20 protein-coding genes and 1 pseudogene are annotated in these 22,177 nt (G+C 60.8%); 11 read left to right on the forward strand and 10 right to left on the reverse strand.

The window, feature by feature from the left end; translation table 11 throughout:
* Positions 1 to 23 precede the first annotated feature (23 nt).
* Both ACOI7D_RS18170 and ACOI7D_RS18175 read right to left on the reverse strand, forming a co-directional pair.
* Positions 24 to 449, reverse strand: a complete 426-nt coding sequence (locus tag ACOI7D_RS18170; protein ID WP_032429107.1) for a hypothetical protein — start codon at positions 447 to 449, stop codon at positions 24 to 26.
* 446 nt (positions 450 to 895) lie between these two features.
* A complete protein-coding gene (locus ACOI7D_RS18175) occupies positions 896 to 1,024 on the reverse strand; it encodes a hypothetical protein (protein ID WP_254915157.1) in 129 nt (42 codons plus the stop codon).
* Here ACOI7D_RS18175 and iolE point away from each other — a divergent pair.
* Genes iolE through ACOI7D_RS18190 form a run of 3 tightly spaced genes read left to right on the forward strand, consistent with a single transcriptional unit; the run spans position 1,023 to position 4,153 of the window.
* Positions 1,023 to 1,943, forward strand: coding sequence for a myo-inosose-2 dehydratase (gene iolE, locus ACOI7D_RS18180; RefSeq protein WP_050533045.1), 921 nt, complete (start codon positions 1,023 to 1,025; stop codon positions 1,941 to 1,943). The two genes, ACOI7D_RS18175 and iolE, sit on opposite strands and share 2 nt — an antisense overlap.
* Positions 1,940 to 3,112 (forward strand): Gfo/Idh/MocA family protein, encoded by a 1,173-nt coding sequence (locus tag ACOI7D_RS18185; RefSeq protein ID WP_105490865.1) that lies wholly within the window; start codon positions 1,940 to 1,942, stop codon positions 3,110 to 3,112. Before iolE ends, ACOI7D_RS18185 begins: the two co-directional genes overlap by 4 nt.
* A 9-nt stretch (positions 3,113 to 3,121) precedes the next feature.
* Complete coding sequence (locus ACOI7D_RS18190) at positions 3,122 to 4,153, forward strand: Gfo/Idh/MocA family protein (RefSeq protein WP_050533044.1); 1,032 nt, start codon at positions 3,122 to 3,124, stop codon at positions 4,151 to 4,153.
* Positions 4,154 to 4,389: 236 nt separating this feature from the next.
* Here the strand turns inward: ACOI7D_RS18190 and ACOI7D_RS18195 are convergent, their stop codons facing one another.
* A complete protein-coding gene (locus tag ACOI7D_RS18195; protein ID WP_048334269.1) occupies positions 4,390 to 5,397 on the reverse strand; it encodes a Gfo/Idh/MocA family oxidoreductase in 1,008 nt (335 codons plus the stop codon).
* Between the two features lie 102 nt (positions 5,398 to 5,499).
* On the opposite strand from ACOI7D_RS18195, the gene ACOI7D_RS18200 reads away from it, so the two are divergent.
* From ACOI7D_RS18200 to ACOI7D_RS18220, 5 genes and pseudogenes are all read left to right on the forward strand, one after another.
* Positions 5,500 to 6,519 carry a LacI family DNA-binding transcriptional regulator gene (locus tag ACOI7D_RS18200; protein ID WP_023288687.1) on the forward strand — a complete coding sequence of 340 codons (1,020 nt, stop codon included), beginning with the start codon at positions 5,500 to 5,502 and terminating at the stop codon, positions 6,517 to 6,519.
* 409 nt (positions 6,520 to 6,928) lie between these two features.
* Positions 6,929 to 7,852, forward strand: a complete 924-nt coding sequence (locus tag ACOI7D_RS18205; RefSeq protein ID WP_002892597.1) for a sugar ABC transporter substrate-binding protein — start codon at positions 6,929 to 6,931, stop codon at positions 7,850 to 7,852.
* A gap of 32 nt (positions 7,853 to 7,884) precedes the next feature.
* Positions 7,885 to 9,369, forward strand: a complete 1,485-nt coding sequence (locus ACOI7D_RS18210) for a sugar ABC transporter ATP-binding protein (RefSeq protein WP_004202401.1) — start codon at positions 7,885 to 7,887, stop codon at positions 9,367 to 9,369.
* 19 nt (positions 9,370 to 9,388) lie between these two features.
* Positions 9,389 to 10,411 carry an ABC transporter permease gene (locus tag ACOI7D_RS18215; RefSeq protein ID WP_004152946.1) on the forward strand — a complete coding sequence of 341 codons (1,023 nt, stop codon included), beginning with the start codon at positions 9,389 to 9,391 and terminating at the stop codon, positions 10,409 to 10,411.
* A 185-nt stretch (positions 10,412 to 10,596) separates the two neighbouring features.
* A pseudogene (locus ACOI7D_RS18220) lies at positions 10,597 to 11,206 on the forward strand (hypothetical protein).
* Positions 11,207 to 11,253: 47 nt separating this feature from the next.
* On the opposite strand, the gene ACOI7D_RS18225 reads toward ACOI7D_RS18220, so the two are convergent.
* From ACOI7D_RS18225 to ACOI7D_RS18245, 5 genes are all read right to left on the reverse strand, one after another.
* The gene (locus ACOI7D_RS18225; RefSeq protein ID WP_017898803.1) at positions 11,254 to 12,264 is read right to left on the reverse strand and encodes a LacI family DNA-binding transcriptional regulator; all 1,011 of its coding nucleotides are present in this window, start codon (positions 12,262 to 12,264) and stop codon (positions 11,254 to 11,256) included.
* Positions 12,265 to 12,287: 23 nt separating this feature from the next.
* Positions 12,288 to 13,688, reverse strand: a complete 1,401-nt coding sequence (locus tag ACOI7D_RS18230) for a sucrose-6-phosphate hydrolase (protein WP_109546585.1) — start codon at positions 13,686 to 13,688, stop codon at positions 12,288 to 12,290.
* Positions 13,688 to 15,058 (reverse strand): sucrose-specific PTS transporter subunit IIBC, encoded by a 1,371-nt coding sequence (locus tag ACOI7D_RS18235; RefSeq protein ID WP_023288691.1) that lies wholly within the window; start codon positions 15,056 to 15,058, stop codon positions 13,688 to 13,690. The genes ACOI7D_RS18230 and ACOI7D_RS18235 overlap by 1 nt, the downstream gene beginning before the upstream one ends.
* A gap of 104 nt (positions 15,059 to 15,162) precedes the next feature.
* Entirely contained in the window at positions 15,163 to 16,680 is a 1,518-nt protein-coding gene (locus ACOI7D_RS18240) for a carbohydrate porin (protein ID WP_023288692.1), read from the reverse strand.
* Positions 16,681 to 16,844: 164 nt separating this feature from the next.
* Positions 16,845 to 17,768 (reverse strand): aminoimidazole riboside kinase, encoded by a 924-nt coding sequence (locus ACOI7D_RS18245; RefSeq protein WP_050533039.1) that lies wholly within the window; start codon positions 17,766 to 17,768, stop codon positions 16,845 to 16,847.
* A 237-nt stretch (positions 17,769 to 18,005) separates the two neighbouring features.
* On the opposite strand from ACOI7D_RS18245, the gene ACOI7D_RS18250 reads away from it, so the two are divergent.
* The 3 genes from ACOI7D_RS18250 to ACOI7D_RS18260 all read left to right on the forward strand — a co-directional run bounded on the left by ACOI7D_RS18250 (position 18,006) and on the right by ACOI7D_RS18260 (position 20,271).
* Complete coding sequence (locus ACOI7D_RS18250; protein WP_072096480.1) at positions 18,006 to 18,647, forward strand: Crp/Fnr family transcriptional regulator; 642 nt, start codon at positions 18,006 to 18,008, stop codon at positions 18,645 to 18,647.
* Between the two features lie 137 nt (positions 18,648 to 18,784).
* Positions 18,785 to 19,129: a DUF3302 domain-containing protein gene (locus ACOI7D_RS18255; RefSeq protein ID WP_044521392.1), complete on the forward strand. Its 345-nt coding sequence runs from the start codon at positions 18,785 to 18,787 to the stop codon at positions 19,127 to 19,129.
* Entirely contained in the window at positions 19,129 to 20,271 is a 1,143-nt protein-coding gene (locus ACOI7D_RS18260) for an HlyD family secretion protein (RefSeq protein WP_023288696.1), read from the forward strand. Before ACOI7D_RS18255 ends, ACOI7D_RS18260 begins: the two co-directional genes overlap by 1 nt.
* Positions 20,272 to 20,312: 41 nt before the next feature.
* Here the strand turns inward: ACOI7D_RS18260 and ACOI7D_RS18265 are convergent, their stop codons facing one another.
* Together ACOI7D_RS18265 and ACOI7D_RS18270 are read right to left on the reverse strand one after the other, a co-directional pair.
* Entirely contained in the window at positions 20,313 to 21,110 is a 798-nt protein-coding gene (locus ACOI7D_RS18265; RefSeq protein WP_023288697.1) for an ABC transporter ATP-binding protein, read from the reverse strand.
* Positions 21,107 to 22,135: a FecCD family ABC transporter permease gene (locus ACOI7D_RS18270; protein ID WP_072096506.1), complete on the reverse strand. Its 1,029-nt coding sequence runs from the start codon at positions 22,133 to 22,135 to the stop codon at positions 21,107 to 21,109. Before ACOI7D_RS18270 ends, ACOI7D_RS18265 begins: the two co-directional genes overlap by 4 nt.
* Positions 22,136 to 22,177: the final 42 nt, after the last annotated feature.

Below are 22,177 nucleotides of genomic sequence, written 5' to 3' on the forward strand. Positions count from 1 at the left end.
ATCCTGTCGGCAGGGCAATGTTATTACAGGACTTTTTGCAACGTGCCGCGCTGGCTGCCGTTTGCCCATACGCCGTTAAAGGCGTCGTTCAGCGTAAAGGCTGAGCTTTTCACCCGGAACGTCAATTTACCCTGGCTGGCTTTCGCCTCCTCGACCAGATGACCATGGGTTTTCACCGTTTTAGCGGTGACGGTAATCTCATCAATTTTATTGCCATAGTCAGTATAAACATACCAGGTGCCCACCCAGGGGCCGAAGCCGCTGCTGGCCTGCTGCGCGGCGGCGGCATTCTCGGCTTTGGTTTTATGAATATCGCAAGTGGTCCCGTCGGTCATCTGCGTGCAACCGGAGCGTTCAAGCTGTTCCCGGTATTTCGCGCTAATGGCGTGGGCCGGCGCGGCGGCGACCAGCGCCAGGGTGAGGGTGGTGAAAAGCCAGGTCTTATTCATCTTGTTGTTTCTCATCGCGATAGCGGCGCGCATTGTCATAAAGGTTGATACACATTGGTGCATTCTCCGGGGGCGTCAGAATAAATATAACCGCAGCCATTCCTGATAACTAACGAGCAGAAAGGAGAAGGGTTATTTATTTGTAAAAACATCATTACCCTGGGCTTATTTATCACCGTACCTTCCCGCTGCATGTCATATTATTGCAGAGAGAATGTTAAGTAATTGATGTTTTAAAAGGGACTATTTGTCACTTACGCAAATAACAGCAGGCCTGGCCTGGGCGCAGGGCTTAAACCCGCGCCGCTGCGGTGTTGAGATTTTTTCATATTGCTATCATCATATTTCGAATGAAAGGGATAACCTCTGAAACGGGTTATTAAGCCAGTAATTTTTATCTGCAAAATAAGCCTGCGGCAAGCATTATTTCCATTTATTTTTCAGGGCTACTCGCGCCAGCGGATATTTCGCCCGCGGCAATGATGGATTTCCATCATTTCTCCGTTTTCATCGCTGGTCGTCGCCTGCTTATAGTGACGGCACACCAGACGACTGGCTGAAAAGGAGATAAACATGGCGACAGAGCACCTGCAGTGGGGCATTAGCCCCCTGTGCTGGACCAACGATGTGCTGGAGGATTTAGGCGGCGATATCCCTCTCGACACGTGTCTGCGCGAGGCGCGGGAGGCGGGGTTTCAGGGCATTGAGTTAGGGCGGAAGTTTCCCCGCCAGGCGGAGACATTGGGGCCTCTGCTGGCGGCGGCTGACCTGCGCCTGGCGTCAGGCTGGTACAGCGGCTTGCTGGGCGACCGCAGCGTGGAAGCGGAGCTGGAGGCGGTGCGGGGCCACGCGCAGCTACTGCAGCAGCTCGGCGCCAGGGTAATGGTCTATGGCGAGTGCGGGCAACTGCCCGGTGAAACGCCGCTTGATGAGCCGATCTCGCTCTCGCCGCCGTTAAGCCGCGTCAGCCTGACGGCGTATTGCCATAAGCTAAATACCTTTGCCGACCTGCTGCTGCGGGACTACGGCCTCCGGCTGGCCTATCACCATCATCTGATGATGCTGGTGGAGCACGACGACGAACTGGAGCGGTTTCTGTCCCAGACCCATGACAACGTCGGGCTGGCGTTTGATACCGGACACGCCTTCGTCGCCGGGGTCGATATCCCGCGCGTGCTGGAGAAATATGGCCACCGTATCCGCCATCTGCATCTGAAAGACGTCCGTCCGCAGGTGCTGGGGCGCCTGTATCGCGAAAACCTGAGCTTTAACGAGGCGGTGCGCGCCGGGCTGTTTACCATCCCTGGCGACGGCTGCATCGACTATGCGCCGATCCTCGACTTTGCCCGGGACAGCGACTACCGCGGTTGGCTGATTATCGAAGCCGAGCAGGACCCGGCGATGGCGCCGCCGTTTGCCACCGCCCGCCGCGCCTTCGCCTGGCTGGCGCACCACTTTTCGTCCCCGTCATCATCAGAGGAGCACGCATCATGAGCGCGCGGTTAAATATTGGTCTTATCGGCTCCGGTTTTATGGGCCAGGCGCACGCCGACGCTTACCGTCGCGCGGCCATGTTCTATCCCGGTCTGCCGAAGCGCCCCTATCTTTACGCGCTGGCGGATCAGGATCAGGCTTTGGCTGAACGTCATGCGGTGAAGCTGGGGGCGGAGAAAGCTTACGGTGACTGGCGCGAACTGGTGAACGATCCGCTGGTGGACGTGGTGGATATTACCTCGCCGAACCATCTGCACTACACGATGGCGATGGCGGCGATCGCGGCGGGTAAACATGTCTATTGCGAGAAACCGCTGGCGGTTAACGAGCAGCAGGCGCAGGAGATGGCGCAGGCGGCCCGGCGCGCGGGGGTGAAGACCATGGTGGCCTTTAACAACATTAAAACCCCGGCGGCGCTGCTGGCAAAGCAGCTTATCGCCCGGGGCGATATTGGCGAACCGGTGCGCTTCCGCGGCACCTTTGATCAGGGGTTTTATAACGACCCGAACCTGCCCTGGTCCTGGCGCTGCTCGAAAACCCTCGGCGGCAGCGGGGCGCTTGGCGACCTCGGCGCCCATACCCTGTCCGTCGCCCAGTTTTTGATGGGCGGGATCCGTGAAGTGACCGCCAGCGCGCAAACCTGCCTGCGCCAGCGTCCGGTGCCACAGACCGATGCCGGGTATGCCAGCCGGGTCGCGGCCGATGCCGAGTGGCGGGAAGTGGAAAATGACGATCAGGTTCAGTGCCTGGTCAATTTCGACAGCGGCGCCGCGGGGGTGATTGAGGCTTCGCGCATCGCCGCCGGGCGCATCTTCGGCGTGTTCTGGGAGGTCTCCGGCACCGAAGGCACGCTGTATATGGACGGGGAGCGCTTTAACGAACTGCAGGTGTATCGCTTCCGCGATGACAAACACGACCGCGGCTTTAAAACGCTGTATGCCGGGAGCCAGATCCCGGCCTATGCCGGCTTCTTCGGCTTCGATTTTGGCGGCGGCGGGCTGGGCTATTTTGACGTCAAGGTGATGGAAGTGCATGACCTGGTGCAGGGAATTTGTGGGGACGACGACTGCTATCCCAGCTTTGAATTTGGTTTACAGAATCAGCGCGTGCTGTCGGCGATTGAAGCCTCGATGGTCAGCCGTCGCTGGGTTAACGTGGTTAAGGATTAAGGAGCCGCTATGTTTCCCTCACAATTACCGACCCCGCGCCGCCCGGCGGCGCAGAGCATTCCCTCCCTGCGCTGGGGCATCATCGGTCCGGGCTGGATCGCCGAGCGCTTTGTGCACGCATTGAAAACCCAGAGCCGGCAGCAGGTGGTGGCCGTTGCCTCCCGCAGCCAGGCGAAGGCCGACCGGGTAGCCGCGGAATGGGGGATCCCCCAGGCTTACGGCCGGGTGGAGGAGATGCTGGCGCGTCCGGATATTGATGCGGTCTATATTGCGACGCCGCACAACCATCACTTTCCCGACGGCATGCAGGCGCTGAAGGCGGGCAAACATGTGCTGATAGAGAAGCCCTTCGCGCTCAACCTCGGCGAAGGAGGTGAACTGCAGGCCGAAGCCGCCCGCCAGGGGAAGCTGGCGCTGGAGGCGATGTGGTGCGATTACGCGCCGAAGTATGATGTGATCCGCCAGCTGCTGGAGGATGGGGTACTCGGCGACCTGCATACCCTGCTGGCCGATCACGGCGAGTATTTCACTACCGACCACCGCATCTTTAATGCCGACCTTGCCGGCGGGCCGATGATGGATCTCGGCAGCTATTTGACCTCGTTTGCGCTGATGGTGGGTGGCATGCCGCAGGAGATTGTCGCCCGCGGCCGCGCGACGGCGGAGGGGCTTAACGGCCAGACGTCAATGCTATTCAGCTGGCGGAACGGGATGCAGGGGCTGTTAAACACGACGTTGTTCAGCAACACGCCGGGCGGGGCGGTGGTGGCCGGACGCCAGGCGACCCTGACGATCGACGGTCAGTTTTACGCCCCCGGCGGGTTCACGCTCGCCGCCAGCCAGGGCGGGCAGGCGCTGCGCTGGGAAGAGCCGCGCAATCGCTACGATCAGCTGTTCTGGCAGGCGGAGCATTTTGCCTGGTGCATCGGTCAGGGGCTGCGGGACTCGCCGCTGCGGCCGCTCAGTCGGGTGTTGCAGAATCTGCAGGTGATGGATGAGGTGCGGCGCCAGGTGGGCGCGGTGTTTAACGAAGAACGTTAAGGGGCCGGCCGGGCTTTGGTTTTGCAGACAGCGCGAGCGTGCACGCCATTGCCCGGCACCGGGACGCGCACGGTTCCGGATATCTGCTGCCCGGCGGCGCTGTGCTTGCGCGGGCCTGGGAGGTCACTGCAACTGTGTGATATGGATGGTTATCATGCCCGTAGGCCGGGCAAGGCGTCGCCGCCGCCCGGCATAAAGGCAGGTTCAGAGCCTGATAGCGGTTGCCACGCAACCACTCACCGACAGTCGTCGACGGCGACAAACTGGCCGCGCTGCAGAGACTGAACCGCCGCTTCGGCAATGGCCTGCGCCTGCAGGCCGTCCATCAGGCCGGGCAGGTCGGCCACGGTTTCACCATTCAGAGAGCGGATAAAGGCGTCGAGATGCTGGTAATAAGATCCTTGCACCCGGCTGAACCAGTCCGGCCACAGGCCTGGCTCAATGCGCTGATTGCCGCGCCACAGGGTAGGGCCCGCCGGCGACTGGCTGCCGGACTCCAGCGCGCCCTCTGCCCCCAGCAGGGTGATCCGTTCATCATACCCGTGGCCGGTGCGGCGGGTGTTGTCCAGCTGCGCCAGCGCGCCGCCGCGCATCTGCATCATCAGGATGGAGGTGTCGACATCGCCAAATTCGGCGATTTCCGGCAGGGCCAGCGCCGCGCCCATCGCCGCTACGGTATGCACTTCATCGCCGGTGAGAAAGCGCAGAAGATCGAAGAAATGGATCGCCTGATCGCGCATCTGACCGCCGGAGCTGCGCAGATAGTCGAGCGGCGGCATGCTGGAGGCGCGACAGACCATCTGCACCAGCTCGACCCTGCCGATCGCTCCCTGCTCCAGCTGGCGGCGCAACTGCTGATGGCTGCTGTCAAAGCGCCGGTTAAAGCCGACGGTGACCGGCACCTTAAGGGGAAGCACCCGCTCCACCACCTCGCGGGCGCGCGCCAGGGAAAGGTCGATCGGTTTTTCGCAATAGACCGCCTTGCCCGCCCGGGCGGCGGCTTCCAGCAGTTCGGCATGCGACGGGGTCGAGCTGGCGATCAGCACAGCGTCGATGGCGTCGCTACGGAGAGCCTCGCTCACCGTCACCGCCCGGGCGCCATAGCGGGCGGCCAGCGCCTGGGCGCGCTCCGGCGCGGCATCGGCCACCATCGTCAACTCGCTCCCGTCGTGACGGGCGAGGCTGGCGGCATGAACCTGACCGATAAAACCACTGCCTACCAGGGCAAAACGTTTGCACTTCATTTTATTCTCCAGAATGGCGAGGGGACGCTGCCACCATAATCGGTTTGCTAAACTCACTGACACTGCCGTTTTGATGTATTTCCATCATTGAAGAGAGGGGCGATGAAAAACATGTCACTGGCGATGCTGGCCAGACAGATTGGCGTCGGCGTGGCCACCGTTGACCGGGTGCTGAACGAACGCGGCGGCGTATCGCCGCAGACCACGCGCAAAGTGCTGCAGGCGGCGCGGGAGGCGGGGCTGAAGCGGATCCTGCCAGAGGAGCACCGCTTTCCCTGGCAGATTGAGCTCTTTCTCAGCAGCAATGACTCTTTCTTTTTTCCGCAGCTGGCGCAGGATTTCGCCGCCGTCGCGGATAGCCTCGGCTATCGTCGTCTGACCCTGCACCGCACCTTTGTCCCGGAGTCGCAGCCGGCGACCCTGGCCCGGCGCATTATGCGCAGCGGCCAGCAGCGTCAGGGGATCATCGTTTTCGGCAATGACCATCCTGTGGTGCATGACGCGCTGCGCCGCTGTCGGGAAGCGGGCGTCCCCGTCATTACCCTGGCGACAGATCTGCCCGGCGCCGACCGGCTCTGCCACGTTGGGATCAATCAGTTGCAGGCTGGCCGCACGGCGGGGTTAATGATGGGGAGAATGACGCCGCGGCCCGGGGAGGTGCTGATGGTGAGCGGCCGGGAGGATTACAGCGCGCATCGCCTGCGCATTCAGGGGTTCCGCGAGGTGCTGAGCCAGCGCTTTCCCCATCTGCAGCTCAACGAGGTGCTGGCGGGCGAAGAGCGGCGGGAGCAGATCACCCGCCTGCTGGAGCAGGCCCTGTGCCGCAGCCGGCATATTGTCGGGATCTATAACACCGGACTTGGCAATACTCAGATTGCCGAGGCGCTGGCTCGCCACCGCCGCGAAGGCGACGTCTGCTGGATCACCCATGAGCGCTACAATACCACCCGCCAGCAGCTGGCCAGGGGCAGCCTGGCGTTAACGCTCGATCAGAACACCCGCCAGCACGCCCAGCTGGCGATCGACCTGATGCTGCGCCATCTGGAGTCCGGCTATCAGCCGCAAACCTATGCCGACGGGAAAGTCGACTTTATCCTTTACAGCGCCGAGAACGTCGACTAAGGCGTACGGCGCCTCCCTTCCTGACAACGCGGATCTCCCCGCCGGGGGCGATCGCTGTAAAGCGTTGTCTGCCTCTCATTTTTCGCTCATTTATGCAGCAATGTTAGATGTCTGTCAAAATTCTGTTACTGCATGGTTTTAAAATTTTCATTTCAGTTATTTACTTATAAAAGTTTCAAATGTCTTGTTAATGAAATAAATGGTCTGGAATTCACGGTGTGGCATAAATGGACTGATGTTTCAAAAAAGTGATGATAAAACAGCCATTATTTGTGATTCCGATCACGACGAAATGCGGAAAACCCCGTAGCGCTGTCGCCGTCACAACAGACATTTGTCGCAATCTGACTGAAATTAATTTTTCATTTTGTTTCATTCACCGGCGTACCTACAAAATCAAGGATCAACTATGAATATTAAGAAAACGATTGTTGCCTCTTTGTTAGCCTGCATGCTGCCTGCGGTGGTTATGGCAAAAGATGTCTCCATTGGCGTCTCGATGGCGCTGTTTGACGATAACTTCCTGACGATCCTGCGTACTTCGATGCAAAAAGAGATGAAAAAAGATGGGGTGAAATCGCAGATCGAGGACGCGAAAGGGGATGTCTCCCAGCAGCTGCAGCAGGTGCAGAACTTTATCGGCCAGGGCGTGGACGCCATTATCGTCAACCCGGTGGATACCAACGCGGTGAAACCGATCATGGATCAGGCCACCAAAGCCGGGATCCCACTGGTGTTTGTAAACCGTCGCCCGCAGGCGGAGCTGACCGACAAGATGGCCTATGTGGGGTCGGACTCGATTCTCGCCGGCCGTCTGCAGATGGAAGCGCTGGCGAAAGCGATGAACGGCAAGGGCAATGTGGCGATCCTGCTCGGCGACCTGGCGAATGAATCCACTCGCGACCGCACCAAAGGGGTGGAAGAGGTCGTGGCGAAATACCCGAACATCAAAATCGTGCAAAAGCAGACCGCGAAATTTACCCGCAATGACGCCGTGGACGTGGTCAGCAACTGGATGACCAGCGGCGAAGATATCCAGGCCATCGCCTCCAACAACGATGAAATGGCGATCGGCGCCCTGCAGGCGCTGGGTAAAAACCCGAACCATATTCTCATCGCCGGCGTGGATGGCACCCCGGATGCGCTGCAGATGCTGAAGAGCGGCAAGATGATCGCCACCATCTTCCAGGATGCGAAAGGCCAGGGCGAGGGCGCCGTAGACGCGGCCATTAAGCTGGCGAACGGCGAGAAAGTGGAAAAGATCATCGACGTGCCGTATCAGCTGATCACCAAAGAAAACATGGCTGAATTTACCAATCGTAATCAGAAATAATCCTGGCCAACCTGTGGTACGGAGGTGGATGTATGAACGCTTTTGCCCTTGAAGCCGAAGGTATCAGTAAGTTCTTCCCCGGCGTGAAGGCGCTCGACAATGTCTCATTACGCGTGCGCCCGGGAACGGTGCACGCCCTGATGGGCGAGAACGGCGCCGGTAAATCCACGCTAATGAAGTGCCTGATCGGTATCTATCGCCCGGATAAAGGATCGATTCGCGTGAAAGGTGAGCCGGTGGAGTTTACCGACACCATGGATGCGCTGCGCTCGGGGATCTCGATGATTCACCAGGAGCTGAATCTGGTGCCGCATATGACGGTGGCGGAGAATATCTGGCTGGGGCGCGAGCCGATGAAGTACGGCTTTGTCGACCACGGCCAGCTGACCCGCCAGACCCAGGCGCTGCTGGATAAGCTGAATATTCGCTTAACTGCCGACCGGCTGGTGGGCGACCTGAGCATCGCCGCCCAGCAGATGGTGGAGATTGCCAAAGCGGTCTCATGGAACGCGGATATTGTGATCATGGATGAGCCCACTTCGGCGCTGACCGAAGGCGAGGTGGCTCACCTGTTCACCATCATCCGCGACCTGCGGGCCCAGGGCAAAGCGATCATCTATATCAGCCATAAAATGGATGAGATCTTCGCGATCACCGATGAGATCAGCGTCTTTCGCGACGGCACCTGGGTGGGGAGCAAAAACACCACCGAATTTACCCGCCAGTCGCTGATCACCCAGATGGTGGGCCGCGAATTAACCCAGCTGTTCCCGAAATTTAATAACACCATCGGCGAAGAGGTGCTGACGGTGCGCAACCTGACGCGTCAGGGCGTGTTTCATGACGTCAGCTTTACCGTGCGTCGCGGCGAGATCCTCGGCGTGGCCGGGCTGGTGGGCGCCGGGCGCAGCGAGGTGATGGAAAGCCTGTTCGGTATGGAACGCTTCGACAGCGGCGAAGTGCTGATCGACGGGGCGCCGGTGACCATTGATTCTCCCTCCGTGGCGATTGAAAAGGGGATGGCGTTATTAACCGAAGACCGCAAAAAGTCGGGCCTGTTTCTGGTGCTGTCGGTGCTGGAAAATATGAGTATCGTCAAAATGCCGGAATATATCGGCAAGAGCGGTTTTGTCCAGCACGTGAAAATGGCCGAAGACTGCATGGAGCAAATCCGCCGGCTCAATATTAAAACGCCGACGATGGATCAAATTATTAATAACCTCAGCGGGGGGAATCAGCAAAAAGTCCTGATTGCGCGCTGGCTGTTAGCGCAACCGAAAATCTTAATTCTCGATGAGCCGACCCGCGGCATCGACGTCGGGGCGAAGGCGGAAATTTATCATCTTATCAGTGAACTGGCGAATCGGGGGGTGGCGGTCATTATGGTCTCCTCTGAGCTGCCGGAAATCCTTGGCATGAGTGACCGGGTCATGGTGATGCATGAAGGTCGTATCACCGGCATCCTGGAAAAAGACGAAGCCGACCAGGAAACCATTTTGTCGTTGGCATCCCATTGAGGCACAGAGAATGAGTAATATGAAATTAACGGCGGCTCCGGCCAGCGAGGGTTCCTCCTTCTTCGCTAATTTGCGGCATAAAATGCCGAAAGATACCGGCATCTTTGTGGTGATGCTGGTGATTGCCCTGACATTTGAAATCGCCGGCTGGTATGTTCGCGACCAGTCGTTCCTGCTCAATACCAACCGCCTGGTGCTGATTGTGCTGCAGGTGGCGATCATCGGCATCATCGCCGTCGGCGTCACCCAGGTGATCATCACCACCGGGATTGACCTCTCCTCCGGCTCGGTTATCGCCCTCGCGGCGGTGGTGGCGGCGAGCCTGGCGCAAACCTCCGACAGCCTGTCGCCGATGTTCCCGGCGCTGGTCAACCTGCCGGCGGTGATCCCGATTTGCGCGGGGATCGGCGTCGGCCTGCTGTGCGGGCTGACCAACGGTTTCCTGGTGACGCGAACCGGTATCCCGCCGTTTATCGCCACCCTCGGGATGATGGTCTCGGCGCGCGGTCTGGCGCAGTATTACACTCAGGGCAATCCGATAAGCTTCCTCTCCGACAGCTTTACGGCGATAGGTCAGGGGGCGATGCCGGTGATCATCTTCTTCGTGATCGCCGCGGTGTTTCACATTGCGCTGAAGCATACCCGGTATGGCAAATATGTGTATGCCATCGGCGGCAACATGACCTCGGCCAAAGTGTCCGGCATCAACGTGAATAAGTACCTGGTGATTGTCTACACCATCGCCGGGGCGCTCTCCGGGCTGGCGGGGGTGGTGCTGGCGGCGCGCGTCAGCAGCGGCCAGTCCAGCATGGGGATGTCCTACGAGCTGGACGCGATTGCCGCAGCGGTGATCGGCGGCAGCAGCTTAATGGGCGGGGTGGGGCGCATTACCGGCACCCTGATTGGCGCGATGATCCTTGGCCTGATCAAGAGCGGCTTTACCTTTGTCGGCGTCGATGCCTACGTGCAGGATATTATTAAAGGGATCATTATCGTCGCGGCGGTGACCATCGACATGCGCCGTAACCGGAAAAAACACTAATCTTATCAACTGGCGGCAACGGCGAAGCGCGTCGTTGCCGCCAGTCCTGTCCAGAAATAAACAAAATACTCCCCGCCTGGCGCCGGCTGTCTATTTTTCCCGCGCTGCGCATCCTGTACAGTTTCGCGACTTTTGTTGTCCATTCGCCAGGGGGCCACGCCTTGCCCCCTTGTTTCTGGAGTCGTATGAATACACCATCCATAGGCAAATCCTCGCCGGTCTGGCGACCGGGAAGAAGGGGCGTGATCGTCACGCTGCTCGTTGGCCTGGCGATCCTGATCATCGGCCGGGGCGGGCATTTTCTGGCCAGAGAGGTTTGCCGCGAAATGTATACCCGTCAGCTGGAGAAGGATGCGCAGTGGGTGGCGTCACGCCTCGAACGGCGGATGAACACGCCGGCGCGGCAGCGGGAAGCCACCTGGCCGCTGGCGGTGATGCGCGCGGATCTCTATGCCCTGGCCCGGCAGCGACATTATCAGCTGCTGCTGGTAAATAGCGACGGGCATCTGCTGGCGGCATCGCATGCGCTGCCGGCCAGCGTGCTGGCCCAGGTTCAGGCGCAATTTCCCAGGGAGATGCAGCCGCCGCTGTTCGGCAGCCATTACCAGACCATTCAGCCCTTCGCCCCGCATCAGCGGATGTTAAGCCGGGCGCTGAACGGCAATGCAGGCCTGGCGGGCTGGAATCTCGTGATGCTGGCGCCGGACGGCGGTTTGCCCTCGCTGCTGATGGCTTACCGTTGGCCAGTCACGATGGGCCTCGGCGCGGTGCTCGCCGGCACGCTGCTGGCGGTGAGGCGGGCGGCGGGCGCCCGGCGAAAACGCTAATTGCCGACGGCGCCGTCAGGCATGGCGAAACTGCAGGGTGGCGGGCAGATAGCGCTGGAGCGGCTCCGGCGCCTGGCCGTCGATCAGCTGGCTGAGCAGATCGTAGCAGTGCCAGGCCAGCTGGCGATTATCCTGTTGCACGGTATCAATGCGTAGGGAAAGTGAATCGTACAGATAGTGATCGTCGAAGCTGGCGAGATGAATATTGGAGTCCAGCAGATGGTGCTGGCTCATATAGCGCAGGACCCCTTCGAGCAGGCCGCAGGCCGCGGTGAACAGCGCTTTCGGCGGCCGGCCCAGCCGCGCGCAGAGCGCGGCGAACATCTCATAGCCGGAGCTGGGGTGATAGTTGCCGTTGATCACCCACTCGGGACGCAGCGTGACCCCCGCCTGAGCCAGGCCCTGGGTGAATCCCGCCAGCCGGTCGCGCGATGGCGATAGCCGCGGCTGGCCGCCGAGAAACCAGAACTCGTCCGCATGCTGAGGGGCGATGCGGGAGATCAGCTCGGCCGTTGGGGTGACCGAGTCGGTCATCACCAGCGGCAGGGCGCTGTCGCTGGGGGAGCGGTCAAACAGCACCACCGGCAGCTGTTCGCTGAGCTTCAGGTAGTCGGCATCGCTGTGCATGCACGAGGCGACGATCAGGCCGTCGACCTGGCGGGCAATCATGTTATTGACCACCACGCTCTCCTGGCCGGGGTTTTCGTCGGTGCAGGAGATAAGCAGCTGCACGCCGGCTTCCCGGCAGAGCGTCTCAAGCTCATGGGAGAAAACGGCAAACCCGTAGTTGGTGATTTCCGGCACCACCAGGCCAATGGTATGGCTGCGGTTATCGCGCAGCGAGCGCGCGTGAATGCTGGGTTGATAGTGCTGCTCGCGGGCGATCGCCAGCACGCGCTCGCGCGTCTCCTGCGCCACGCGCAGCTCTTTGCCACGACCGTTAAGCACCAGACTGGCGGTCGCTTTGGAGACGCCCGCCAGTTCGGCGATATCTTTGATAGTTACGCGTTTGGTTTTCATCAGCACCCGGGAGCCTGAAAGCAAAACGGTTATTCTACCATGCATGGCCGCAGCAGCCAGCGGCAGAATGCCACCGGCGTCGCACCGCTGAAGATTAACTGCCCCGGATAGCCCGGGAAGAAGCGGCTGCTCATCACCCCTTCGCCATCGTTGATGAAAATCTCCACGCTGGAGCGGTCGATAAAGATCTGCAGGCGCCGCGCCTCGCCGCGCCAGTAGCGGTGATGCATCTCCGCCGTCTGCAGCCCGCGGCGCGACAGACGCAGGCCGTCGCGGTTGACGGTGAGCTGCAGGGCGCCGGCAAAATCCAGCCCCAGCGTGCTGTTGGGGGCGATGTCAAAGGCCAGCTCCATCGGGGCGAGGGGAAGGGTCTGTCCGCGCCAGCCCTCGGCTTCGCCGCGCAGGGCGGCCAGCTCGCGCAGCGGGCGCTGATACAGGGTGCCCGCCTGCCACTCCAGCTCGCGCACGCAGGTCATCTGGTGGATCCACCCCTGCGCGCGGGTGGGTTGATGCATCTCTTCCCCATCCGGGACGCCCATCCAGCCGACCAGCAGGCGGCGGCCATCCTCGGCCAGCATGGTTTGCGGCGCGTAGAACTCAAATCCGCTGTCCAGCTCGTGCAGCGGACCATGGTCGAAGGCGCCGCGTTCGGCGTCGAAACGGCCTGCCATCCACACCGCCGGATAGGTATTGAGAAAGCGCTGCGCTTCGCGGGCCAGCCCCTGCGGGCAGCAGATCAGCAGGTGGGTGTCCGCCAGCGGAAACAGGTCCGGGCACTCCCACATGTAGCCGCCGTTCGCCAGGCCGTTAACGTCATGCCCGGCTATCTCGCCCACCAGGCGCCAATCCCGCAGGTCGCTGGCGGTAAACAGCAGCACTTTGCCGCGCTGTTGCACATCCTGCGCCCCGAGGACCATGTACCAGCGCCCGTCCTGTCGCCACACTTTAGGGTCGCGCACATGGCCGGTATAGCCTTCCGGCAGCGGCAGCACCGGCCCCAGCTTGCGGAAGGTGCCATCGGCATTTTCCGTCGCCAGACATTGCCAGGCGGTGCGCCCGCCGTCGGGGAATTTCACGTTGCCGGTATAGCACAGGGTCAGGGCGCCCTCGAACTCGACCGCGCAGCCGGAGTAGCAGCCGTTGCGGTCATACTCTTCATCCGGCATCAGGGCGATAGGTTCATGCCGCCAGTGCAGCAGATCGGCTGAGCTCCAGTGTCCCCAGCACTTGTAGGTGTGGTCGCAGGCGAGCGGGTTCCACTGATAAAACAGGTGGTAACGCCCGGCGACCTGGCAAAAGCCGTTGGGATCGTTCAGCAGTCCGCTGACCGGCGCCAGATGCCATTGCGGGTAATGGCTGTCGGCCAGCGCCTGCGGCTGGCCCTGCATAACGGCCTGCAGGATCGCAGGCAGGCGTGACGGTAATGACATTATTCAGCGTCCGTTTTGTATTTCAGCGTCAGAGAGAGCGTGAAGGCCACGGCGAAGGCGATCGCCATCCCGATAATGTAGTTCAGCAGCGAGCTGGCCTGCACGATGGCCATTCCCGGGATCGCCGTCAGGCCCACCGCGGTCATGTAGACGTGCATCGATACCACCCAGGCGCCGCCGGCGGCACCGCCCACCAGCGCGGCGATGAACGGTTTCACAAAGCGCAGGTTAATCCCGAAGATTGCCGCCTCGGTGATCCCCAGCATCGCCGAAAACGCCGACGGCAGGGTGATAGCTTTGATTTTTGCATCTTTGGTTTTAAACCACACCGCAAAGCAGGCGCCGCCCTGGGCGACGTTGGCCATGGCCCAGATCGGCAGCAGGAAGTTGACGCCGATCGACGGATTGCCGAGCAGACCCGCCTCGATGGCATGGAAGCTGTGATGGATACCGGTAATGACGATCACCGAATAGAGGCCGCCAAACAGCAGGCCCGCCAGCCAGCCGGCGTGGCTGATAAGCGTGCTGAGGATAAACGAAATGCCGTCGCCGAGCGCGCGGCCGGCCGGGCCGATCAGCAGCAGGGCGATAAAGCCGGAGATAATCACCGTCAGGAACGGCGTGAGGATCAGATCCAGCGCGTCAGGGATAATGCGGCGCAGCCGTTTCTCGACAAGGCTCATAAACCACACCGCCAGCAGCACCGGGAAGACCGTGCCCTGATAGCCGATCATCGCCACTTCGATGCCGAAGAAATTCATGGTGTGGAAGCCGGCGGCGACGCCCCAGGCGTTGGTCAATGCCGGGTGGGTGAGGATCCCGCCGAGGGTCGCGCCCAGATAAGGGTTACCGCCAAATTCGCGGGCGGCGGTAAAGCCGATCAGGATCGGCAGAATGATAAACGCCGCCGAGCTGCACATATCCAGCATGATATAGATAGCGTTGCCCGGGTCGACCCAGCCGTAGGTTTTCACCATCCCCAGCAGGCCCATCAGCAGGCCGGAGGCGACGATGGCCGGAATAATCGGCACGAAGATGTTGGACAGCAGGCGGGCGATGCGCTGGAACGGGTTCAGCTTTTTCGCCGCCAGGTCGGCGGCTTCGGATTTGCTCGATTCGCTGATGCCCGCCGCCTGGATAAAGGCGGCATAGACTTTATTGACCACCCCGGTGCCGAAGATGATCTGCATCTGGCCGGCATTGCGAAAGCAGCCTTTCACGCCGTCGATTTTGCCAATCGCCTGCTGGTCGGCGAGCGCGTCGTCGACCAGCACCAGCCGCAGGCGGGTGGCGCAGTGCGCGGCGCTGGCGATATTTTCCTTGCCGCCCAGCAGGGGAAGCAGTGACCGGGAAATCTGTTCAAAATCCATAGTACCCTCTGAATGCATGATGATATGGCGTGGGCGGCGCCGGCCGTGGCAGGCACCGCGAACCTTATATTTATGTGTGACTTACCCTGTCGTCCGGGTTCACGTCAGAACCAGGTCTCCATTTGCATACCGAACGACCATTCGCCGCCCGATTTGAATCCGTTGCTGCCTAACGCGTCGTCGTTGGCGTAGTTATCCAGCTTTTTGCTCCAGTCCATCCACGAGGTGTAGAAGCGGATCTCCGGGCGCGAGAAGAAGTCGCCGATGCTGCCGACCTTGAAGGTCGGGGCGAAGGTCAGCTTGTAGAAGCTGCCGTTGACCGCATGGCGATCGTTGTAGCCTTCAGGCTGCAGATCCATGTACTGATAGGTGCCCTCCCAGGCGAGGGCGAAGTTCTGCGTGACCTCCTGAATCAGACGCAGGTTGAGAGTGGCCCACTGATAGCTGTCGCCATCGACATAGCGGTCTTTACTGCTCTGCGCCAGCACGGCCGGGGCAATAAACCAGCGATCGCTCAGCGGCGTGGTGCCGTAGCTGGCGAAACGCCAGGTATTGGCCCCCGGACGCAGCGCGCCGTCGGAGCCGATGCCTTTGACCTCGGCGCCCAGTCCGTGGCCGTACAGCAGGGCCGTTTTGCTGGTCCCGTCGCGCAGACCATAGAAGCTCTCATTGTGCAGACCCAGCAGGGCATGAACCCCGGTGTTAGCGGCATCGCCTTTCACCAGATTGCCGTTCGCGTCCTGGCGGTCGTCATTATCTTTCGCCCGCATCCCGCTGACCATCATCTGCACCGGGCCGGCAAAGTTATTCATGCTGACGATATAGTTCTGCACGCTGTTGCTGCTGTCGGCGATATCGCCAAAGTTGCGGCCATATAACGAGAAGTTGCTGCGCAGGCTGTCGTTCCACTTCACGTCGTAGATCCCGCCGCCGGTCCCGGCGAGGAACACCACATCCGAGTCAACCCAGTGGATGTCGAAGTTGTCGCGGTCAAAGCGTTTCCCGGCCCACAGGGTCGAGCCTTTGAACGGACCCTCGAAGGTCGGCAGGTTGCCCAGCTCGACGAACGCCTGGCGCACGTTCAGGTCGCTGCTGCTCGCCGTCCAGTCGTTATAGGTAGTTTGCCCGTCGGCCACCATCACTTTGAAACGGGTGGTCGCCCCGTTGTCCAGGGTCTGCTTATGTTCGAGGTTCATTTCCACATAGGTGTCGGCCTGGTTGCCAAGACGACCAATGGCGCCGCCGGTCTCCCCGGCGGGGGTCATATAGGCCCCGGATTTCGTGCTGGCGGCGGAGTCGTTCATGATCACCCCGGAGCGGGCGTAGCCGTGGAACTCAAAGCCGCCGGGCCGTTCGGCTTTTTCTTCCAGTTGGGTGGTGCGCTTGGCCACCTGCTGGGTGGTGGCCTGGGTTTGCTGCTGCTGCTGGGTTAGCTGCTGAACTTTCTGCTCCGCAGAGGCGGCGCGGCTTTCGGCGGTACTGGCGCGGGTCTCGGCATCCTGCAGACGTTTTTCCAGGGCGGCGAGACGCGCTTCAATGCTGTTCAGGTCTGTCTGCCCATGGGCGGCGGCGGCGCCGGTTAGCAAAGCAATAAGAATGGCTAACTTCCGTTTTTTATACATGTTGGTGACATCCAAAGGTAAATCAGTGAGTGTGCTAACGTTTGCTAAACCGGTTTAGTTGATATGGTAAACATGTCGGTAACGCAGTGAAAATAAAAATTGCTAAACCGGTTTAAGAATTGTGATGTCGCCAGCAAAGTGGGCCGTTAGCCGGCCCAACGGGATCACAGCGAGCGCTGAAGATCCTCCCTGTAGGGCAGGGCGGTCATGGCGCCTTTGGCGGTGGTGGCCAGCGCGCCGCAGGTTTGCGCCAGCGCGAGGTCCGGCGCCAGGGCGGCGAGGTTGTCAGGGATGCCGTGGGCGGCGAGCCCGGCGAGCAGCCCGGCGACAAAGGCATCGCCGGCGCCGGTGGTATCGACGGCCACTACCGGGCGGGCGGGGAAGTGGCTAACCTGCCCGCGCAGCGCGGCCTGAACTCCCGCTTTGCCCTGGGTGACCAGCAGCAGCGTCGGCTGGAAGCGGGCGTTCAACCGGGCGATGCCGCTGACGATGTCGTCGCTGCCGCTGATAAAAGCCAGCTCCTCTTCCGACAGTTTTATGGCGTCGGCGAGGGCCAGCGCCCGGTCGAGACAGTCGCGCAGCTCCTGCGGATCCTGCCACAGGTCGCTGCGGATATTGGGATCGAAGCTGACATAGCCCCCGGCGCGCTTTATCGCCTCCATCGCCGCGAATGCCGTGCTGCGGCTCGGTTCCGCGCTGAGGGCGATAGAGCAGACGTGCAGCCACTGGCCGGCGGCGAACGGCGGAAGATCCTCAGGCGCAAGAAACAGGTCGGCGCTCGGGCGGACCATAAAGGTAAAGGTGCGCTCTCCGTGCCGATCGAGATCGACCACCACCGTGGAGGTGCGCTGCGTCGCGTCGAGGCGCATAAAATCCACATCGACCTGCTCCTGCGCCAGGGTGTGGCGCATAAAGCGACCGAACGGATCGTCGCCGACGCGGCCGATAAACCCGCTGTCGCCGCCGAGCCGCGCCACGCCGACCGCGACGTTGGCCGGCGCGCCACCGGGGCATTGCAGCAGGCGGCCCTCTCCGTCGGGCAGGAGATCGACGACCGCATCGCCGAGTACCCAGATTTTACCATTCATAGGACAGCTCCTCTTAGCTAAACTTTGTTAAACCGGTTTAGCTAATTAAAGCACAGCCTGGCGGCAAGCGGAACGATTGGTGGACGAAAGGGCGGGGCGAGGGTAAAAAATGTGAGCCAGGCGGAATATTTCGCCACTCCAGATCTGGACTTTTCCTTCCTGACCCGCTTAGGTATAGTTCCACAGGCCGCGGTTAACCCCGCCGCGGTGATAAAAGGTGAAGGAGTGCGTAGCGCGATGAACCCCAGTTTTGGCGATATTTACGATCGGTACCAGAAGCTGTCGCTGACCACGCACCTGCCGGCGGTCATCGCCTGCAGTGAAACCCTGAGCCTGAGTAAAGACCAGCCATTTCTGCCGCAGCCGGGCTATCTCTATTTTTTGCTGCAGGGGCAAATGACGCTGGCCTTTGGTGATGAGCAGAACCTGATCGGGATTGTTATCGCGCATATGCCGTTAGGGCTGCTTGAACATTATTGTCCGTCGGTGGCGCTCTATTATCGGTGTCTGGGCGAATGCCAGCTGGCGAAAATATCCGCCAGCGATTTTGAACGGATATTCTTTCATTCGTCGCCGGGCTATATGCAAGAGCTGACCACGATCCTGGCCTATATGGGCATATTTGCCCTTGATGCCCACTATGAACGCGGCAGCCAGACCAGCTTTCAGACCATTAAATCAATGCTGTCGCGCTATTTATATCGTGGAGGAATCGATGGTGGTCAGCATGAAAGCCTGTCGGCATTTATTATTAAGCGAACCAATCTTTCGCGCAGCTATGTTTATCAGGTGCTGGCCGCCCTGCGCGAGGGAGGATATATCACGGTGAAAAAAGGCAAACTGATTTCCATCGACCGTCATATTCCTGAGAAATTCTGATTCAGGTTCGTCGGCTCCCCGACATAACGTCGCTAAAACCCGCCCGAGGAAAGCGCTACGCGCGCGTTTTCCCCCGGCCCCGTTACGCCTGAACCTGGCCGTTTTATTTATTTAACCTTTCACTCTGGAGTTATTTTATGACCCTGGACTATGTGGCGCTGGCCATTCTCATCGCCGTGGCCTTAATACTTTTTTATGGCGTGATTGTTATTCACGATATTCCTTATGAAATCGCCAAAGAGCGGCGCCATCCTCATCAGGATGCGATTCATTATGCCGGCTGGGTCAGCTTATTTACCCTGCATGCCCTGTGGCCCTTGTTGTGGATCTGGGCGACGCTGTGGCGCGAAGACCGCGGATGGGGAATGCGCCGCATCGCCGACGATCAGCAGGCCCTGCATCAGCGTCTGGAGACGGTCGCTCAGCGACTGGAGCAGGTGCAGCGCGAGGTCGAGGAACTTAAAGCGAAGGAGGCAGAATAATGGAAACGTTAATGTTGCTGACCTACGCCGCGCTATGCATCGTGGTGTTTAAAGTTTTCCGCATTCCGCTCAATAAGTGGACCGTGCCGACGGCGGTGCTCGGCGGTATCGCCCTGATTGGCGCGGTGATCTTCGGGATGAACTACAACTTCCCCTATACCGACGTCGGTAATCAGGTGTTTCGCACCGTGCCGATTGTGTCGCAGGTGCGCGGTCGGGTGCAGACCGTACCGGTGAAGCCTAACCAGAGGCTGCATAAGGGCGATGTGCTGTTTACTCTCGACCCGACGCCGTTCCAGGCAAAGGTGGACGATCTGCAGGCGCAAATTAAAGCGGCCAGTCAGGATGCGCTCTCCCTCAACGCCGCGTTAAGCCAGGCGGAGGCCGAGCTGAGCAGAGCGGTGGCCCAGCGCGACCAGTCGCGGCGGGAGTATGCCCGCTTTCGGGAGGGGCATGCTCAGGGTGCCTTCTCCGATCAAATGGTCGATACCCGTCTGCAGACGTGGAAAGCCGATGAAGCCAGCGTCAGCGCGGCTCAGGCGAACGTGGTTCAGGCGCGTAACGCGCTGGACTCGGTGGTGAAGGGCAAAAATACCACCGTGGCCTCCCTGCTGGCGCAGTTGCAGAAGGCGCAGTTTCAGCTGGATAACACCGTCGTCCGCGCCCCGGAAGACGGCTATGTCAGCACCGTCGGCTTACGGCCAGGCACCATGTCCACCGCGCTGGGGATGCTGCCGGTGATGACCTTTGTGCCGGTGGAGGGCGACGCCTCGCGGGAGTATGTCGCGGCATTTCGCCAGAACGCCCTGCAGCGTCTGCATAAAGGCGAGCCCGCGGAGCTGATGTTTCCGGCCATTCCGGGCACCGTCTTCCGCGGGGAAGTGGCCGACGTGCTGCCGGCGATTGGCGAGAGTCAGTTTCAGGGCCAGGGCAAACTGCTGACCACGGACGCGCTCAATACCCATGGCCGGGCGCTGGTGGTGCTGAAGGTGACCGATCCGCGTTTTGCCGAATACGCCCTGCCGCAGGGGGCCACCCTCGAGGCGGCGGTCTACTCGGATCATCTGAAAGAGCTGTCGCTGATCCGGAAGATCTTGATCCGCATGAAGAGCTGGGAAAACTATATCTATCTCGATCACTAAGCCGGCGGGCGCGGGGAGGCCGTACCCTCCCCGCGCCGCGGTCAGGCCTCGCTGTCCACCAGCCCGTCAATAATTACCTGCCGCACCCCCTGCGAACAGGGCTCAATACGACCGCGCACGCCGTAGACGGCCGCCAGGGTCTCGGGGGTGATGACCGCGGCCGGGGTGCCGTCGCCGAGCAGCTGGCCCGCTTTGAGCATCAGCACATGGTCGGCGTGACGCAGGGCAATATTGATATCGTGCACCACCACCAGGGTCACGATGTTGCGCCGCCGGGTCTCCCGGCGCACCAGATCCATCACGTGAAATTGATAGTTGAGATCAAGCGCGCTGAGCGGTTCGTCGAGCAGTAGCAGGCGCGGCTGGCGAATCAGCGACTGGGCGAGACCCACCAGCTGTTTTTGCCCGCCGGAGAGCTGATCGAGGTAGCTCATCGCCAGATGGGCAATTCCCAGCTGGCGCAGCAGCGCCATCACCTCCTCCTGGTGCTGCGGACTGTGGCGTCCTCCGGCGGCGCGCTGGGCCACGATAATCGACTCCAGCACATGCAGATGCACGCCGGCGGGCAGCGTCTGCGGAAGATAGACCACCTGTTCCGCACGACGTGCAAACGGCTGCGTCAGCAGATTTTCCCCCTCCAGCAGCAGCTCGCCGCGGCAGGGTCCCAGACCCGCCATCGCCCGCATTAACGTCGATTTACCGCTGCCGTTTGGCCCCAGCAGCGCGGTGATTTTCCCCCGCGGCAGATGGGGAACCGTCAGGTTCTCGATCACCTTGCGTCTGGGGTAGCCGGCGCTGAAGTGAGACAGCGACAGGCCGGATAACGTCTGGTCGCTCATACCTGCCCCCGGTGACGTAAAATAATGCTTAAAAAGAACGGGACCCCTACCAGGGAAGTGACGATCCCCACCGGAATAATGGCCCCCGGGATCAGGTTCTTCGAGGCGATGGAGGCCAGAGAGAGCACCAGGGCGCCGATCAGCGCGCTGGCGGGCAGGTAAAAGCGATGGTCTTCGCCGAAGAGCATCCGCGCAATATGCGGCGCCACCAGGCCGATAAAGCCGATTGGCCCGACAAAGGCCACCGAAAGCGCCGACAAAATGCTGATCCGCAGCAGTGTGGCCAGGCGCAGACGGCGAACGTTAATGCCAAAGCTGATGGCCCGGTCCTCGCCCAGCCGCAGGGCGGTCAGCTTCCACGCGCTGCGCAGCGACAGGGGCATCACCAGCGCCAGGGCGACCAGCAGGATGGCGACCTTGCTCCAGGAGGCGCGGTCGATGCTGCCCATGGTCCAGAACACCAGCCCCTGCAGCGTGTCTTCATTGGCGATGAACTGCAGCATCGAGACCAGGGCGTTAAAGGTAAAGACCAGCGCGATGCCGAACAGAATGACGCCAGAGGTGGCCACCTGGGTCCAGCGGGTAATGCCGTCCAGCAGCAGGGCCGCCAGCAGGGCGAAGATAAAGGCGTTGGCCGAGATAAACCACTGGCCGGGAATACCAGGCAGGCCAATACCCAGTACAATCGCCAGCGCGGCGCCAAACGCCGCAGCCGAGGAGACACCCAGGGTAAACGGACTGGCCAGCGGGTTATTGAGGATGGTCTGCATTTCGGCACCGGCCAGCCCCAGCGCCAGACCGACGATAATCGCCATCACCGCATAGGGCAGCCGGATGTCCCAGACGATGGCGCGAGTGCCCGGATCGGCGCTGGCTGGATCGGTTAACGTCTGCCACAGGCTCTGCAGCGGCAATCCGGAGGGGCCGAGCATAAAATCGAGCAGCAGCGAAGCGACAATCAACAGCGCCAGCAGCAGCATCAGCAGCAGGCGGCGACGCACGATATGGCGATAATGATCCATCACGCCAGGCGTCCCGGCGGGCAGCCCGTCCAGAACGGAGTCGGA

The organism is Klebsiella sp. C360 (genome assembly GCF_048822415.1).
Taxonomy (GTDB): Bacteria; Pseudomonadota; Gammaproteobacteria; order Enterobacterales; family Enterobacteriaceae; genus Klebsiella; species Klebsiella quasipneumoniae.